The 13,501-nt window shown below is 71.7% G+C and carries 13 protein-coding genes; 5 read left to right on the top strand and 8 right to left on the bottom strand.

Annotated features, from left to right (window positions below; all coding sequences use genetic code 11):
* The 4 genes from ACMW4R_RS18600 to ACMW4R_RS18615 all read right to left on the bottom strand — a co-directional run.
* A partial coding sequence (locus ACMW4R_RS18600; RefSeq protein ID WP_418300651.1) for an ATP-binding cassette domain-containing protein occupies nucleotides 1-638 on the bottom strand: 638 nt, incomplete at its 3' end.
* 2 nt (nucleotides 639-640) lie between these two features.
* Complete coding sequence (locus ACMW4R_RS18605; protein ID WP_418300652.1) at nucleotides 641-2,032, bottom strand: FGGY-family carbohydrate kinase; 1,392 nt, start codon at nucleotides 2,030-2,032, stop codon at nucleotides 641-643.
* Nucleotides 2,029-3,066 (bottom strand): class I mannose-6-phosphate isomerase, encoded by a 1,038-nt coding sequence (locus ACMW4R_RS18610; protein ID WP_418300653.1) that lies wholly within the window; start codon nucleotides 3,064-3,066, stop codon nucleotides 2,029-2,031. The genes ACMW4R_RS18605 and ACMW4R_RS18610 overlap by 4 nt, the downstream gene beginning before the upstream one ends.
* 148 nt (nucleotides 3,067-3,214) lie before the next feature.
* Nucleotides 3,215-4,207, bottom strand: a complete 993-nt coding sequence (locus tag ACMW4R_RS18615; RefSeq protein ID WP_418300654.1) for a DUF4432 family protein — start codon at nucleotides 4,205-4,207, stop codon at nucleotides 3,215-3,217.
* Between the two features lie 127 nt (nucleotides 4,208-4,334).
* On the opposite strand from ACMW4R_RS18615, the gene ACMW4R_RS18620 reads away from it, so the two are divergent.
* The 5 genes from ACMW4R_RS18620 (at nucleotide 4,335) to ACMW4R_RS18640 (ending at nucleotide 10,216) form a co-directional block, all read left to right on the top strand.
* Complete coding sequence (locus tag ACMW4R_RS18620) at nucleotides 4,335-5,174, top strand: class I fructose-bisphosphate aldolase (RefSeq protein WP_058595129.1); 840 nt, start codon at nucleotides 4,335-4,337, stop codon at nucleotides 5,172-5,174.
* The gene (locus tag ACMW4R_RS18625; RefSeq protein WP_418300655.1) at nucleotides 5,171-6,325 is read left to right on the top strand and encodes a Gfo/Idh/MocA family protein; all 1,155 of its coding nucleotides are present in this window, start codon (nucleotides 5,171-5,173) and stop codon (nucleotides 6,323-6,325) included. Before ACMW4R_RS18620 ends, ACMW4R_RS18625 begins: the two co-directional genes overlap by 4 nt.
* Nucleotides 6,326-6,455: 130 nt before the next feature.
* On the top strand, nucleotides 6,456-7,451 hold the full coding sequence (locus ACMW4R_RS18630; RefSeq protein ID WP_418300656.1) for a LacI family DNA-binding transcriptional regulator: 996 nt from the start codon (nucleotides 6,456-6,458) through the stop codon (nucleotides 7,449-7,451).
* Nucleotides 7,452-7,632: 181 nt separating this feature from the next.
* Nucleotides 7,633-8,790 (top strand): ROK family transcriptional regulator, encoded by a 1,158-nt coding sequence (locus ACMW4R_RS18635; protein WP_418300657.1) that lies wholly within the window; start codon nucleotides 7,633-7,635, stop codon nucleotides 8,788-8,790.
* A 178-nt stretch (nucleotides 8,791-8,968) separates the two neighbouring features.
* Nucleotides 8,969-10,216 carry a D-arabinono-1,4-lactone oxidase gene (locus ACMW4R_RS18640; RefSeq protein ID WP_418300658.1) on the top strand — a complete coding sequence of 416 codons (1,248 nt, stop codon included), beginning with the start codon at nucleotides 8,969-8,971 and terminating at the stop codon, nucleotides 10,214-10,216.
* Here ACMW4R_RS18640 and ACMW4R_RS18645 read toward each other — a convergent pair.
* Genes ACMW4R_RS18645 through ACMW4R_RS18660 form a run of 4 tightly spaced genes read right to left on the bottom strand, consistent with a single transcriptional unit; the run spans nucleotide 10,213 to nucleotide 13,346 of the window.
* The gene (locus tag ACMW4R_RS18645) at nucleotides 10,213-11,346 is read right to left on the bottom strand and encodes an alpha/beta hydrolase (RefSeq protein ID WP_418300659.1); all 1,134 of its coding nucleotides are present in this window, start codon (nucleotides 11,344-11,346) and stop codon (nucleotides 10,213-10,215) included. The two genes, ACMW4R_RS18640 and ACMW4R_RS18645, sit on opposite strands and share 4 nt — an antisense overlap.
* Entirely contained in the window at nucleotides 11,343-12,269 is a 927-nt protein-coding gene (locus ACMW4R_RS18650; protein ID WP_418300660.1) for a hypothetical protein, read from the bottom strand. Before ACMW4R_RS18650 ends, ACMW4R_RS18645 begins: the two co-directional genes overlap by 4 nt.
* Nucleotides 12,263-12,724 (bottom strand): hypothetical protein, encoded by a 462-nt coding sequence (locus ACMW4R_RS18655; protein WP_418300661.1) that lies wholly within the window; start codon nucleotides 12,722-12,724, stop codon nucleotides 12,263-12,265. Before ACMW4R_RS18655 ends, ACMW4R_RS18650 begins: the two co-directional genes overlap by 7 nt.
* A gap of 22 nt (nucleotides 12,725-12,746) precedes the next feature.
* Entirely contained in the window at nucleotides 12,747-13,346 is a 600-nt protein-coding gene (locus ACMW4R_RS18660; protein WP_363338832.1) for a helix-turn-helix transcriptional regulator, read from the bottom strand.
* Between the last annotated feature and the right edge of the window lie 155 nt (nucleotides 13,347-13,501).

The raw sequence follows: 13,501 nt of genomic DNA on the forward strand, positions 1-13,501 counted from the left end.
ATCGAGTGCGAGATCAGCACCACCGCGATGCCCTTGTCCCGCACCCGGCGGATGGTCTCGAGCACGTTCTTCGTCTGACGCACCCCGAGCGCGGCGGTCGGCTCGTCCAGGAACACCATGCGCCCGGCCCAGTGCACGGCGCGCGCGATCGCGATCGCCTGCCGCTGTCCACCCGACATCTCCCCGACCGGGGAGGTAAGACTGCGGACCGTCGCGCCCAGCTCGTCGAACGCGGCGCGCGAGGCCTTCGCCATCTCCTTCGTCTTCATGAAACCGAGAGCACCGGCGAGGCCCGGACGGCGGATCTCCCGACCCAGGTACATGTTCTGCACCGGGTCGAGGTGGGGGGCGAGGGCGAGGTCCTGGTAGACGGTCTCGATCCCGAGAGAGGACGCCACCTGCGGGTTGGTCATCTCGATCGGCTTGCCGTCGAAGAGGATCTCGCCCTCGTCGACCGCGAGGTTGCCGGAGAGGGCCTTCACGAGGGTGGACTTCCCGGCGCCGTTGTCGCCGATCAACGCGGTGACCTCGCCCGGATAGACCTCGAAATCGACGTTGTTGAGGGCGCGGACGGATCCGAACTGGCGCGACAGGCCCCGGGCCTGCAGCACCGGGACGCTCGTGCTGACTGACGACATCGTCAGCTCCTTTCAGGAGTGAGGAGGGAGGAAGTGAGGAACGTCTCAGCGACGTCCTCGAAAGAAGCGGCGGACACGGCGAAAGCGGCGAACAGCGCCGCCCCGTAGGCGGTGCCCTCGTCGTGAGTCGAGACGGTGACCTCGGGCAGGAGCGCCGAGCGGGAACGGACGACGGATGCCATCGACGACCACCCGCCGGTCAGCACGGTCGAGGTCGGCGGCTCGACCTCGCGGTCCATCACCACCGTGTACTCGGCGAGCATGTCGTTGCCGTGGCGCAGGGCGGCGGCGAACAGCTCCGCGGGGCTGAGCCCGTCGCTCTGCGCGACGATTTTCAGCACGCCGTCGTCGTTGCGCGCACCCGAGACCGCGAGACCGGCGTCCGAGACCGTTCCGAGCGCGGGGAGCGCCATGGTCTCGTCGTCGATGCGCGCCCGGCCCACGGCATCCGTGATCCCGAGCAGCTGCAGGACGCGTCGCATCAGCAAGCCGGACTTCGTGCCCGCCAGGAGCACGTACTTGCCCGGGATGACGTGCCGCACGCAGTTGATGCCCGCGTGGGCGAGCCGCTCGCGCGCGGCGAAGGGAAGGGTGTCGTCGAGCACGCGCACGAGAGCCTCGGCGGTGCCCATCGAGTCGTAGAGCTGGCCCGTGTGGGTCGCGCCGACCGCGACGGCCGAGACGAGGTGGTCGTGACCGGCGATGGTGAGCGCCGCCCCGCGGAATCCGGCGGGCATCCCGGGGTCGCTCAGCGTGCCGACGGCCTCACCCGCGCTGACGAGCTCCCCGAGGATCGACGCGTCCACGCCGAGCACGTCGAGCGCCGCCTGCCAGGGGGTGCTGTCGTCCTGGTCGATGAGGCCCGTGCGCGAGACAAGCGAGTACTCCGCGACCCGCGGTCCGCCGAGCGCATGCACGACGTACTCGGGGACGTTGAGGAACGTGGTTCCGACGAGCGCGATTCCGCTGTCGCGCAGGTGGAGCAACTTGGCGATGGATGCCAGAGGCCCGACCGGCAGGCCCGTGCGGCCCGGGAACTCGGCGCGGAAGGCGTCGGGGGTCGCCATGATCTGCGCGGCCCCCCGCGGGTCGAACCAGGCCATGATCGGCGCGAGCGCCGTGCCCTCGGCATCCAGGAGCACGCCGGCCTCGGCCATGCCCGAGACGCCGAGCGCGACGATGCGGTATCCCTCGTCGAGGCGGGCGTCGGCCTCGGCGGCGAGCTCGTGCACGACAGCGATCGCCTGCGCGGCGGTCATCTCGGCCCGGCCGTGGTCGAGGTTCGTCCACGGCGAGCGGCGGCTCATCACGAGCACCTGGTGCCCCTCGGGGGTGGCCACCAGCAGCTTGGTGCTGGTGGAGCCCATGTCGATTCCGACGACGTAGTCGCTCATCGCACGTCACCGCCGCGGAGCGTGCCGGGCCACCCTGCGCCGGGGGCGGCGACGAGGATCTCGGCGGCACCGGTCAGGCGCCAAGCACCGAACGCGTGCGGCACGGCGTAGACCTGGCCGCGCTCGACATCGATCGATCCCACGTCGGACACCAGCGCACCGGAGCCCTCGCGCACCAGCACCACCGCGAAGCCGGCCTCGCGAGCAGCGGTGTCTCCCGCGGCGTCGTACAGGCGGAAGTACGGGTCGGCCACCGCGGGCAGCAGCGAGCGGAAGCCCGTCCCCGCCGGGGTCTCACCGACGGTGCTGATCAGGGCGTCGAGGGCCTCGGCATCCAGCTTCTCGGTCGACACCGACGGCATCACGGCGTCGAAGCCGAGATCGAGGTGCGACTCGTCTCGCGTCGACGTCGTGATCGACCACTCGAGCAGGATCGAGAAGTCGGTGGGCTCCTGCACCTCGGCGACGAAGATCCCTCCGTCGATCGCGTGCACGGTCCCCGCGGGCACGAGCACCCCCATGCCCGGCCGCACGACCACGCGGTTCATCCGCGACAGCATCCACTCGCTGTCCTGCGCGTCGCGGCGGCGGTCGAGCTCGTCGCGGTCGACCGGCTGGTTCCAGCCGACGTGTACGGCGCAGTCGTCCTCGGTCTCGAGCACGTACCAGGCCTCGGTCTTGCCGTACGGGCAGTCGAGGTGGGCGCTCGCGAATCCGCGGTCGGGGTGCACATGCACGGGGAGGCGCTGACGCGCGTCGAGGAGCTTGACCAGGATGCCGAGGTCCGCGGCGTCCCGTCCCGCGCGGGCCCCCACCCACGCGGCGCGATCCCCGGCCACGAGGTCGCGCAAGAAGTCACCGTCGTCGGTCACGGCGAGGCCGATCTCGTCGGAGCCGAAGCGCGAGACGGTCGAGCCGAGCCACTCCTCGGGCTGACGGTCGGTCTCGGGCACGATGCCGCGGAGCGCGGCGATGCGGTCGCCGCCGAGGTAGAAGTGCTGCACGGGGTTGGGGGGCAGCAGGACGGGCTTCATCGGGCGAACCCGATCGGCTCGGGGGCGGCCGCGGCGGTCGCTCGTTCGTGGTGGGTCATGGCTGTCCAGACATCGTTGTCTTGCTCGAAGGAGGTCTTCTCGCGACCTCGTGGGATTGAGCATGGGCGTCCGGGACAACGTTGTCAAGTCACAATTCGGGACTCATGACACCGATGTCGAGCCCAAGCTTCCACGACTGCCCCGCCGACAGCGCCCGCAACAGCCCACGCTCGCGGGCGTCCTGGCGCCCGAGGATGGTCACCGCCGTCGCCGGCTCGACACCCAGCACGACGCCGTCGTCCTGCGCCACACGCCACTGGAACAGCCCCGGCAGCGCAGCGGTGTCGAACGAGATCCGGATGCCGAGCCCCGACGGCGCGTGCACCTCGGCGCTCACCCACTGATCGGCCGGGAGCTCGTGGGCGAACACCTGCTCGGGATACCTGTCGGCGGGCGCGGGGAACTGCGCCCAGGTCGCCAGGCCGGCCTCGGCGTCGGCGTCGCGCGGCACGACGCGCTCCGCCGGGGAGTGCAGCAGCGTCCCCTCCTGGATCAGCGGCCGACCGAGGTTCACGTGGTAGAGCACCATGGGCTCGATGGCGCGCGCGCCGCGGTTGACGATCTCGTCGCGCAGTTCGATGCGCGCCTCGCCCCGCGGCACGCGGATGCGCCGGTGCAGCTCGAGGTGCGCGCCGAGCACGGTCGCCTCGACGATCGTCGCCTCCACGACGACGGCGTCGTCGAGCACCTCCGCCCGGGTCACCGTCGCCGCGAGCGTCGTGTACCGCCCGTGCTGCGGATGCTCGCCCTCGCCGTCGCGCGAGGGCGGCCCGAACGACAGCAAACCGCACGTCGTGACGAGCCCTCCCCCGAACGTCGCGCCGAACGGGCCGCCGCTCGGGCGGGGCCAGCCCGTGGGCGAGACCCAGGCCAACGGCACCCCACGATGCCGCACCTGCCCGAGATCGAGGCCGCGGTCGGGAAGGAGCTCGATGTCGAGATCGCCCGCGATGACGCGGAGACGGCGGGTTCCGGCATCCGGTCCGTCGGTGCGGATCGACGCCTCGACGGCCGCTTCCGGCCACCCGAGTGCGGCGCGCCCCCGCGCCGTGGAGGTCATCCTGTCATTGCGCTCGTCCATGAGCTCCGCCTTCCTCGCCGTGTGCGGTCACACGATAGCAGTCGTTGACAACGTTGTCTCGAGACCGCATACTGACCGACGAGCGCAGAGCCGCGCCCCGACACGACGCTTCGGAGACCCACACCCCATGTCGAAACCCCGCCTCAACCGCCTCTTCAACGCGCGCTCCGGCCGCGCGCTCGATGTCGCCGTCGACCACGGCGCCTTCCACGAGCATCACTTCCTCACCGGCATCGAGGACATGGCCAAGACCGTCGCGACCCTCGTCGACGCCGGGCCCGACGCCGTGCAGCTCACTCTCGGCCAGGCGCCGCTGCTGCAGTCCGTCCCCGGCAAGCAGAAGCCCGGCCTGGTGCTACGCACCGACATCGCCAACGTCTACGGCGACCCGCTCGAGTCTCCTCTGCACAGCGTCCTCGTTCCGGATGCCATCCAGGTCGCAGTCCGCTTGGACGCGGTAGCGGTCTGCGTGAACCTGCTCGATCTGCCCGGTGAGCCGCAGATCCGCGAGCAGTGCATCCGGTCGATCCTGGCCTTGCGCACCGACGCGGAGCGGTACGGGATGCCGCTGATGATCGAACCGCTGGTCATGCAGACCAAACCCGGCACCGGCGGATACGGCGTCGACGGCGACACCGCCAAGATCGTCACGCTCGTGCGACAGGCCCGCGAGCTCGGCGCCGACCTCATCAAGGCCGACCCGACCGACGACATCACCGACTACCACAAGGTCATCCAGGCGGCCGGGGACACCCCCGTGCTCGTGCGCGGCGGCGGACGCGTCGACGACCGCACGCTCCTCGAGCGGACGAAGGCCGTGCTCGAACAGGGCGCCCGCGGCATCGTCTACGGCCGCAACGTCATCCAGCACGACGACCCCGCCGGCATCACCGCGGCGCTCATGGCGGTCGTGCACGACGACGCCTCTGTCGACGAGGCCCTGACCCTGATCGGTGGTGCCGCATGACCGGTAAGAAGGTCGGAATCGGCATCATCGGCGGCGGCCTCATGGGCCGCGAGATCGCCGCGGCCCTGCGCCGCTGGCCCGCACTGATCGACCACCCCGCCGAGCCCGAGCTCGTGGCCGTCTGCGACATCAACCCCGCCGCTCTCGAGTTCTTCGAGCGCATCGACACGGTGCAGCTGACCACGACCGACCACCACGAGCTCCTCGCCGACCCCCGCGTCGACGTCGTCTACATCGCCGTGCGCCACGATCTGCACGAGCGGCTCTACGTCGACACCGTCCGCGCCGGCAAGGCCCTGCTCGCCGAGAAGCCCTTCGGCATCGACCGCGCCGCCGCCGACGCGGTCGTCGCCGCCATCGACGAGACGCCCGAGTCGTTCGTCCGCGTCTCGAGCGAGATGCCGTTCTTCCCCGGCGCGCAGTGGGCCGTCGACTACGTGCGCTCGGGCGCCCTCGGCCGCATCGTCGAGGCGAAATGCACCTTCCTCCACGCCAGCGACATCGACGTGAACAAGCCGCTGAACTGGAAGCGGCAGAAACAGTTCTGCGGCGAGGCCGGGGTGCTCAACGACCTCGGCATGCACACCTGGCACGTGCCGCTGCGCCTGGGCTGGACGCCCGAGAAGGTCGTCGGCATCCTGCAGGATATCGTCACCGAGCGCCCGGGCCCCGACGGCACGCCGCAGCCGTGCGACACGTGGGACAACGCCGTGATCCACTCGTGGGCCCGGCACGACGACGCCCCGTTCCCCCTCACGACCGAGACCAAGCGCATCGCGCCGGGGCAGAAGAACACGTGGGAGTTCGAGGCCATCGGTATGGACGGCGGCGTGCGGTTCAGCACCAAGAACCCCAAGCAGGTCGAGGTGTTCGCCTTCATCGACGTGCCGGGTGTGGGCCGTGAGCAGAGCTGGCAGAGCGTCGACGCGGGCAGCCAGTCGGTGTGGCCCACGGTGACGGGTCCGAACTTCGAGTCCGGTTTCTCGGATGCCATCCTGCAGATGTGGGCGGCCTTCCTCGCCGAGTACGTGGGTGAGCTGGGCGACGGCTTCGGCTGCGTCCGCCCCGAGGAGGCGGCGCTCACCCACCGCTTGTTCGCCGCGGCCATCGCCTCGCACGAGACCGGGACGTTCGTCGCACCCGAGCACTGATCCACCCGCCCGGGCGCGCCGCCTACTCGCGGCGCGCCCGGGTTCCGCGCCCGGAGCGGCGAGCGCCGGATGCCGCCCCGCGGCTCCCTAAGCTCGGAGGACGCCGCCCGACGGCACCCCGAGGAGACGCATGCGCAAATCCGGCCGCCCCACGATGATCGACGTCGCCGCCGAGGCCGGCGTGAGCCTGAAGACGGTCTCGCGCGTGGTCAACGGCGAGCCCCACGTCGACCCCGCGCTGACCGAGCGCGTGAACGCCGCCGTCACCCGCCTCGGCTACCACCGCAACGCCCTGGCCGCGAACCTGCGGTCGGGCAGCCGCGACACGATCGGCTTCATCGCCGCCGACCTGTCCAACACCTTCTACATGGCGGTCGCCGCCGCCGTGTCGTCGATCGCGGCACGTCAGCGCATGCACGTGGTCATGGCATCCAGCGAAGAAGACGCCGACATCGAACGCGCCCTCGCCCTCGACATGTGCCAGCGCCAGGTCGGCGGGCTGATCGTGGTGCCCACCGCCGCCGACCACTCCTACCTCGCGCGGGAGGTCGAGTTGGGCACCCCGGTGGTCTTCCTCGACCGCCCAGGTAGCGGCATCCCCGCGGACGCGATCCTGCTCGACAACCGCGGCGGAGCCCGGGCCGCCGTCGCGGAGCTGCTCGCCGAGGGGCATCGGCGCATCGCCGTGCTGCAGGACTCGCTCGGGATCTACACGATGGCCGAGCGCTGGGAGGGGGTGCGCGACGCCTTCGCGGCCGCGGGTCATACGCCCGATCCCGCGCTCGTGGTCGAGAACCTGCACACGCCGACCGCCGCACGCGACGCGATGGAGCGCCTCCTCGCCGCCGACGACCCGCCCACCGCGGTGTTCTGCGCCAACAACCGCGCCACGATCGGCGCGCTGGAGTCGATCCTGCCGCGCGGAGCCGACGTCGCCATCGCGGGATTCGACGATTTCGAGCTCTCCCGGCTGCTGCCCCGACGCATCCGCATCGTCGACTACGACATCGCCGACCTCGGCACGCGTGCGGCGCAGACCCTGCTCTCCCGAGGGGCCGAACCGGCCACCGGGTCGCACACCCAGCTCGTGCCGACGCGCCTCGTCGACCGCGGCGGAGTGGGCTGATCCAACGCGCGGCGGGTCCGGCGGGCGGCCCGCGCACCTCCGCGTCCACGTCGTCGGCATAAACGCGATCCGCGCACAGAAACACGCTGTACTCGCGTTTCCGTGCGCGGATCGCGTTCATGGCCGCGCGGGGAGGTCCCGGATGCCGACGCGTCGACGCGCCTCATGGCACAGTGGACGAATGGTCACCGCGAGCAGAGGCGACGGCATGCGCCGCGCCAATCTCGCGCTGGTGCTGCGCACCGTGCACCGCGAGGGCCCCCGCTCCCGCGCGGCGCTCACCGAGGCGACCGGCCTGAACCGCTCGACGATCGCCGACCTCGTCGGCGAGCTCGTGAGCGATGGTCTGGCCGTGGAGCGGGCGCCCGATCCGGTCGGCCGGGTCGGCCGCCCGTCGCCCACGGTGGCGCCCGATCCGCGTGTCGTCACGGTGGCGGTGAACCCCGAGGTCGACGCGCTCGACATCGGCGTCATCGCGCTCGACGGCACGCTGATCGCTCGCGAACGGCTCCCGCAGACGCGGCTGCTGACGCCGGAGCGCACCGCCGAACTCGTCGGCGAGCGCCTCGCCGCCTGGGCCGAAGGGCCCCTCCGCGGTCGCCGCACGGTCGGTGTGGGAGTCGCCGTCCCCGGCCCCGTGCGCGCCGCCGACGGCCTCGTGCGGACGGCCCCGCACCTGGAGTGGACGGATGCCGCGATCGGCGCGCTCATCGAACAGGCGACGGGATTGCCGGCCCGGGTGGGCAACGACGCCGCGCTCGGCGCTCTCGCCGAGTATCTCTTCGGCGCCGCACGCGGCGCGCACGACGTCGTCTACCTCAACGGCGGCGCGAGCGGCATCGGCGGTGCCGTGATCGTCGGCGGCATCCCGCTCGGCGGCGCAGGCGGGTACGCGGGCGAGTTCGGGCAGAACCGCCCCGGGATCGTGGATGCCGCCGACCGCCGGGCCGCCGACGGGGTACTGGAAGACGAGGTGAGCCGCTCGCGGCTGCTCGCCGCCGTGGGGCTCGAAGGCGGTGACGACGCGGCCCTGTCCGACGCCCTGGCATCCGCATCCGACCCCGTTTCGGCCGCCGAAGTCGATCGGCAGCGGCGGATCCTCGCGACCGCTCTCGCCAACGCCGCCAACGTGCTGAACCCGGCGGTGATCGTGCTCGGCGGCTTCCTGGCTGTGCTCGCGGCACGCGATCTCGACGGGCTCGACGCGGCGGTGCGCGCGCAGACGGTGCCCGCGTGCGCCGAGGGTCTGCGCCTCGCGGTCGCTGAGCTGGGCGAGGACCGGTTGCTCGTGGGCGCGGCCGAGGCGGTGTTCGAGGCCGAGCTCTTCCCGGGGCGGTGAGCGCTCGCCCCGGGGCCCCGCGGCGTGACGCGGGGAGGACAGGGGACGAGCGGAGGATGCCCCCGGCCGGCACGCCCTCCCCTCGTCCCTGCCCCTCCCCTCCTCACCGCGGGCGCGCCGCGCCGGCCCCGGTGTCGGCGACCCAGGGCAGGATGGACACGTCGACTCGAGGAGAACCATGACCGAGACACGCCCCGCCGGAGCCACGTGGTCGGGAAACCACCGCTACCGCGCCACCGAGGTGCTGCTGCCCGCCGACCTCGACGAGCTCGCCGAGGTCGTGGCATCCGCCCGCACCCTCCGCGTCCAGGCGACGCGGCACACGTTCAACGACGTGGCCGACTCCGACGCGGCGCTGGTGTCGCTCGAGCGCATGCCCACCCGCGTCCAGACGACCGGCGACCGGGTACGCGTCGAGGGTCTCGTGACGTTCGCGCAACTCGCCCCCGTGATCGAGGCCGAGGGCCGCGCCCTGCACAACCTCGGTTCGCTCCCCCACATCTCCGTCGCCGGCGCCACCGCCACGGGTACGCACGGTTCCGGTATCCGCAACGGCAACCTGTCGAGCGCCGTGCGGGCTGTCGAGATCATGGATGCCGAGGGCCGGACGCACCGCATCGACGAGACGCACGCGTGGTTCCCCGCCGCCGCGCTCAGCATCGGTGCCCTCGGTGTCGTCACCGCGGTAGAACTGCAGACCGAGCCGACCTACCGGGTGACGCAGCAGGCGTACACCGGGGTGGCGTGGGACGACATCGTGGCGGACCCGAAGCGGGTCTTCGGCGGCGCGCGCAGTGTCAGCATCTTCACGACGTGGGGCGACCCGGCCCACGATCTCGTCTGGGCGAAGAGCGACGACGGCGCACCCGATTGGGTCGGAGAGCTGGGCGGTCGACCCGTCGGAGACGACATCCACCTCGGGCGGATCCGGACCGTCGACAACACCACTCCGCGCGGGACCGCCGGCCCGTGGCACACGCGGCTCCCGCACTTCCGCGCCGACGCCCTGCCCAGCGACGGCGACGAGATCCAGTCCGAGTACTTCGTCCCGTTCTCGTCCGCGCGCGAGGCCCTCGCGGCGGTGCGGGCGATCGCGCCCGCGTTCGACGCGCACCTGCTCGTCACCGAGCTGCGCACCGTCGCCGCCGACGAACTGTGGCTGAGCCCCGCGTATCAGCGTGACGTCCTCGCGATCCACTTCACCTGGCGCAACGACACCGCCGGCGTGCTCGGGGTGCTGCCCCGCATCGAGGCGGCGCTCGCCCCGTTCGACGCACGACCGCACTGGGGCAAGGCCTTCACCATGCCCGGAGAGACCGTCCGCGCCACGCTCCCCCGCGCCGACGACTTCCTCGCGACGGCGAGGGAGGCGGACCCGCGCGGCGTCTTCCGCAACGACTTCCTGCGGCGGACGCTGGGTCTCTAACCGGCGGCCGGCACCCCGCGCAAGAACCCGGCGATCGCCTCTCGGAACCGCCCGGGGTCCTGGTTGGCCTCGTTGCAGTGCCCCGTCGCGTCGAACGCAACGAGTGAGACCTGCGGATGCCGCGCCGCGTAGGCCGTCGAACCGGTCACCGGCACCACCGGGTCGCGCAGACTGTGCACGATGAGGGTCGGCACCGCGGGCGCGGGACGCGAACCGTCGACCCAGTTCAGCGCGCGGGCGTCGACCGCCTCGACGAGCCCGAGCACCCGCGATCCGAGCCGGCTCTCGAGCACCCGCAGGGCGGTGGCACCGACCGAGCCGGGCAGGTGCACACCCCGCACCGCGCGGGCGACGATCCGGTTCCAGTCCAGGGCAGGGGCGACGAGCACGAGACCGGTGATCGCGCCGCGGTGGCGCGATTCCTCGAGCGCGAGCATCGCGATCGTGGCTCCCATCGACCACGCCACGAGCACGATCTCGCGCGCGCCGTGCTCGACGGCGTAGGTGATCGCGTCGTCGACGTCGCGCCATTCCCGCATCCCGAGCGACGAGGGCAGCGCTTCGGCGGGAGCCGCTTCCTCGTCACCCGCGTACGACACGACGAGTGAGGTCCATCCGACGTCGTGGGCGGCGGGTGCTGAGCGCAGCGCACCGGACCGGCTCGACCGCAGGCCGTGCACGTGAATGGCCCAGCGGGCGGCATCCGGATCCCCGATGACCCATGCTCTGGCATCGCCGCCGCGCCGGAGGGGGATCGCGACGTGCTCGGTCGGGCCCACCTCCTCGGGGGCCCCGATGCTCTGCGACGTCCATGCCCCTCGCGCGGGGCCGTCGACCAGGCCGTCCGGACGCGCGAGGATGGATCGGACGATGCGCGCTCCGTCGTCCCGCACGATCTCGCCGACCGTGAGGTGCGTGCCGTCGTCGAGCCAGACTCCGTACGTTCCGGGTTGCCGGCTCTCGGCGGTCGCGGGCACCGAGACCGTGTCGCCGTCGATCTCGACGGGGACGAAGGGCTTGGCTGCGCGCGGTGCGATCAGGCGCCGGGCGACGTAACCGCCGAGCGCGAGATGCACAGCGCCGACGGCCGCCGCGGCGATGCCGGTTCCGACGATGAGGCGGCGAGTCATGCGCGGTCTCCTGAGGTGGGGCGGGTGAGGTGGGTGTCGATGGCGTCAAGCAGAGCGCGCTCCTCGTCCCGCAGAGGGGTCGAGGTGGCGATCGCGTCGTCTTCGATGGCGACGCGCAGGGCGTGGAGTCGGGTGTCGAGTTCCCCGAACGCCGCGGGTCCGACCGGCACGCTCGCCGCGCGATCCCGAGCGAGCCGCTCGGCGCGTGCGAGCAGGCTCTGCCCCCGACGACGGATCTCTGCGACGGTCCGGGATGCCATGAAGATCCCGATCACGAACGACACCACGCCGAGATAGAACAGCGGGTCGAACAGGGCGCTGACGACGGCGTTCGGGACGAAGAACCGCGTGAGGGTGAGGTCGACGACCTCGCTGAGACAGCCGAGCACGATGCCCGCAGCGCCCACCCGGAACAGCCGGCGTGCGACGGGGAGCGAAGTGCGCGCCGATCGGTAGAGCAGGGCCCCGACCAGGGCGATTCCCGACATGTGCACGACGCCATAGGCCCACGCACCGGTCGACGTGCGCGCCGCCGTCTCGAGGAACAGGAACGACGAGGGACCACGCTCCGGCATCGCCACGAAGAAGACCACGGCGAACAGCGCGGCCAGCGCCAGCGGGAAGCCCCACCGCAGGGTCCTGATCCGCGCGCTCGCGGGCGCCGTGCCGGCCTGGATGCCGAGCCACAGCGCGACCATCGTCAGCACGTTCTGCACGAGTTTGAGCACGTTGGTTCCACCGAGCGGCGCGTCCATCGTCACGAGAGGGATGACGGTGCCCTGGGTGAGGAGAGCGATGACGCCCAGGAGGGCCGCGAGCCAGGCGATCCGCGCTCGCGGTTGCCGCCAGGCGACGCGCGCTCGCGCGATCACGACGAGCGCGAGTCCGACGAGCGCTGCGTCGATGAGCAGCGTGGTCACCATGACAGCTCCGCGACTCTCGGGCTGGCATACATCAGACGGGCGATGGCGTGTGCGACGTGTTCGGCCACGAGCTCTGCCTCCACCTGCGCCGTGTCGAGATCGGGATTGGTGTGAGGCGAAACCGACGAGCGCTCGTGCACAGCGCCGCAGCATTGCGCGTCGTCGAGAAGGTGACCGAGTTCGTGCGAGGCCGCGAACTCCCGATAGACGCGTGCGTCGGCCGCGCGGACGTGGATGGTGCCCTCTCGACGATCGGGAAATGAGACGAGGAAGCCGGTGAGAGTGCCCCACGTCGCGGTGTCGGTCTCGGCGATGACCCGGATCCGGATGCCGACCGCGTCCTCGACGGCGCGCACGACCTCGTCGAAGGTCGCGCCCGGAGCGAGCGTCGTGCGGGCGAGCGCACGATCGCCGCGCGTCCGCACGCGCGCGAGCATGTCGTCGGACGCCGTCACCGCCGCCTCCCCGTCCGGTGGATCATGACGCCGGCGGCCTGCCCCGGAGAGATCGGGCGATGGCGCGGAGCGCGTCGGGTGACATCTGGCCGAGCGCACGGAACTGGATGCTCTCCGCACCCGCCTCGCGCATCGCCTCGCGCAGTTCGAGTTCGGCCTCTGTCCGATCCGTCAGGGCCTCGTCGGTGTAGTCGGTGAGGTACTCCGCAGGCACATCGGCCCAGTGCGTGATGAGCCGCAGCACCTCTTCGTCGAGAACCACCGTGTTCGTGGTGGCGGAGAGCAGGATGCGCGCACCGTGCGCGGCACGGGGATCGACGTCTTCGAGATGAGCGAGCAGATCGGCCTCGGTCGCCGCGTGACTCGCGACCAACCGACGCACACGCTGAGCGAGCGGCCCCGCCGGTACGCGCATCTCGATGCGGGGGGCCGAATCGGGGCTCGCGAGCTGCTCGGGCGTCACCTCGAGGACGGCGGCGAGCGCTTCGATGTCGTTGGTGTTGTACGGCAGCGAGAAGCCCGCGCGCGACTGGTAGTAGCTCTTCGTCATCCCGGCGCGACTGATGAGCTCGCCGACGGTGAGCCCTTTCGCCCTCCGCAGGCGATCCACGTTCGCCACCACTCGCCGGGAGTACCGGGAGGGTGGTCCGACAGCACCGCGACCCACGCATCGATCGTAGACGACCCGTCTCTCGATCGTATTTACATGAATCGAAGAGTGCTATTTACGACCCCCTGTGCTTGGATGAAGACAGAGACATGGTGCGAGGCCCCCGA

The organism is Microbacterium sp. S1037 (assembly GCF_048381605.1).
Lineage (GTDB): Bacteria > Actinomycetota > Actinomycetes > Actinomycetales > Microbacteriaceae > Microbacterium > Microbacterium testaceum_B.

Excerpts from the sequence above, each read along its gene's own strand:
- ACMW4R_RS18630 (WP_418300656.1), top strand. The coding sequence starts at position 6,456 with ATGCGCAAATCCGGCCGCCCCACGATGATCGACGTCGCCGCCGAGGCC.
- ACMW4R_RS18645 (WP_418300659.1), bottom strand. The coding sequence starts at position 11,346 with ATGACTCGCCGCCTCATCGTCGGAACCGGCATCGCCGCGGCGGCCGTC.
- ACMW4R_RS18610 (WP_418300653.1), bottom strand. The coding sequence starts at position 3,066 with ATGAAGCCCGTCCTGCTGCCCCCCAACCCCGTGCAGCACTTCTACCTC.
- ACMW4R_RS18625 (WP_418300655.1), top strand. The coding sequence starts at position 5,171 with ATGACCGGTAAGAAGGTCGGAATCGGCATCATCGGCGGCGGCCTCATG.
- ACMW4R_RS18615 (WP_418300654.1), bottom strand. The coding sequence starts at position 4,207 with ATGGACGAGCGCAATGACAGGATGACCTCCACGGCGCGGGGGCGCGCC.
- ACMW4R_RS18650 (WP_418300660.1), bottom strand. The coding sequence starts at position 12,269 with ATGGTGACCACGCTGCTCATCGACGCAGCGCTCGTCGGACTCGCGCTC.
- ACMW4R_RS18605 (WP_418300652.1), bottom strand. The coding sequence starts at position 2,032 with ATGAGCGACTACGTCGTCGGAATCGACATGGGCTCCACCAGCACCAAG.
- ACMW4R_RS18620 (WP_058595129.1), top strand. The coding sequence starts at position 4,335 with ATGTCGAAACCCCGCCTCAACCGCCTCTTCAACGCGCGCTCCGGCCGC.
- ACMW4R_RS18635 (WP_418300657.1), top strand. The coding sequence starts at position 7,633 with ATGGTCACCGCGAGCAGAGGCGACGGCATGCGCCGCGCCAATCTCGCG.
- ACMW4R_RS18640 (WP_418300658.1), top strand. The coding sequence starts at position 8,969 with ATGACCGAGACACGCCCCGCCGGAGCCACGTGGTCGGGAAACCACCGC.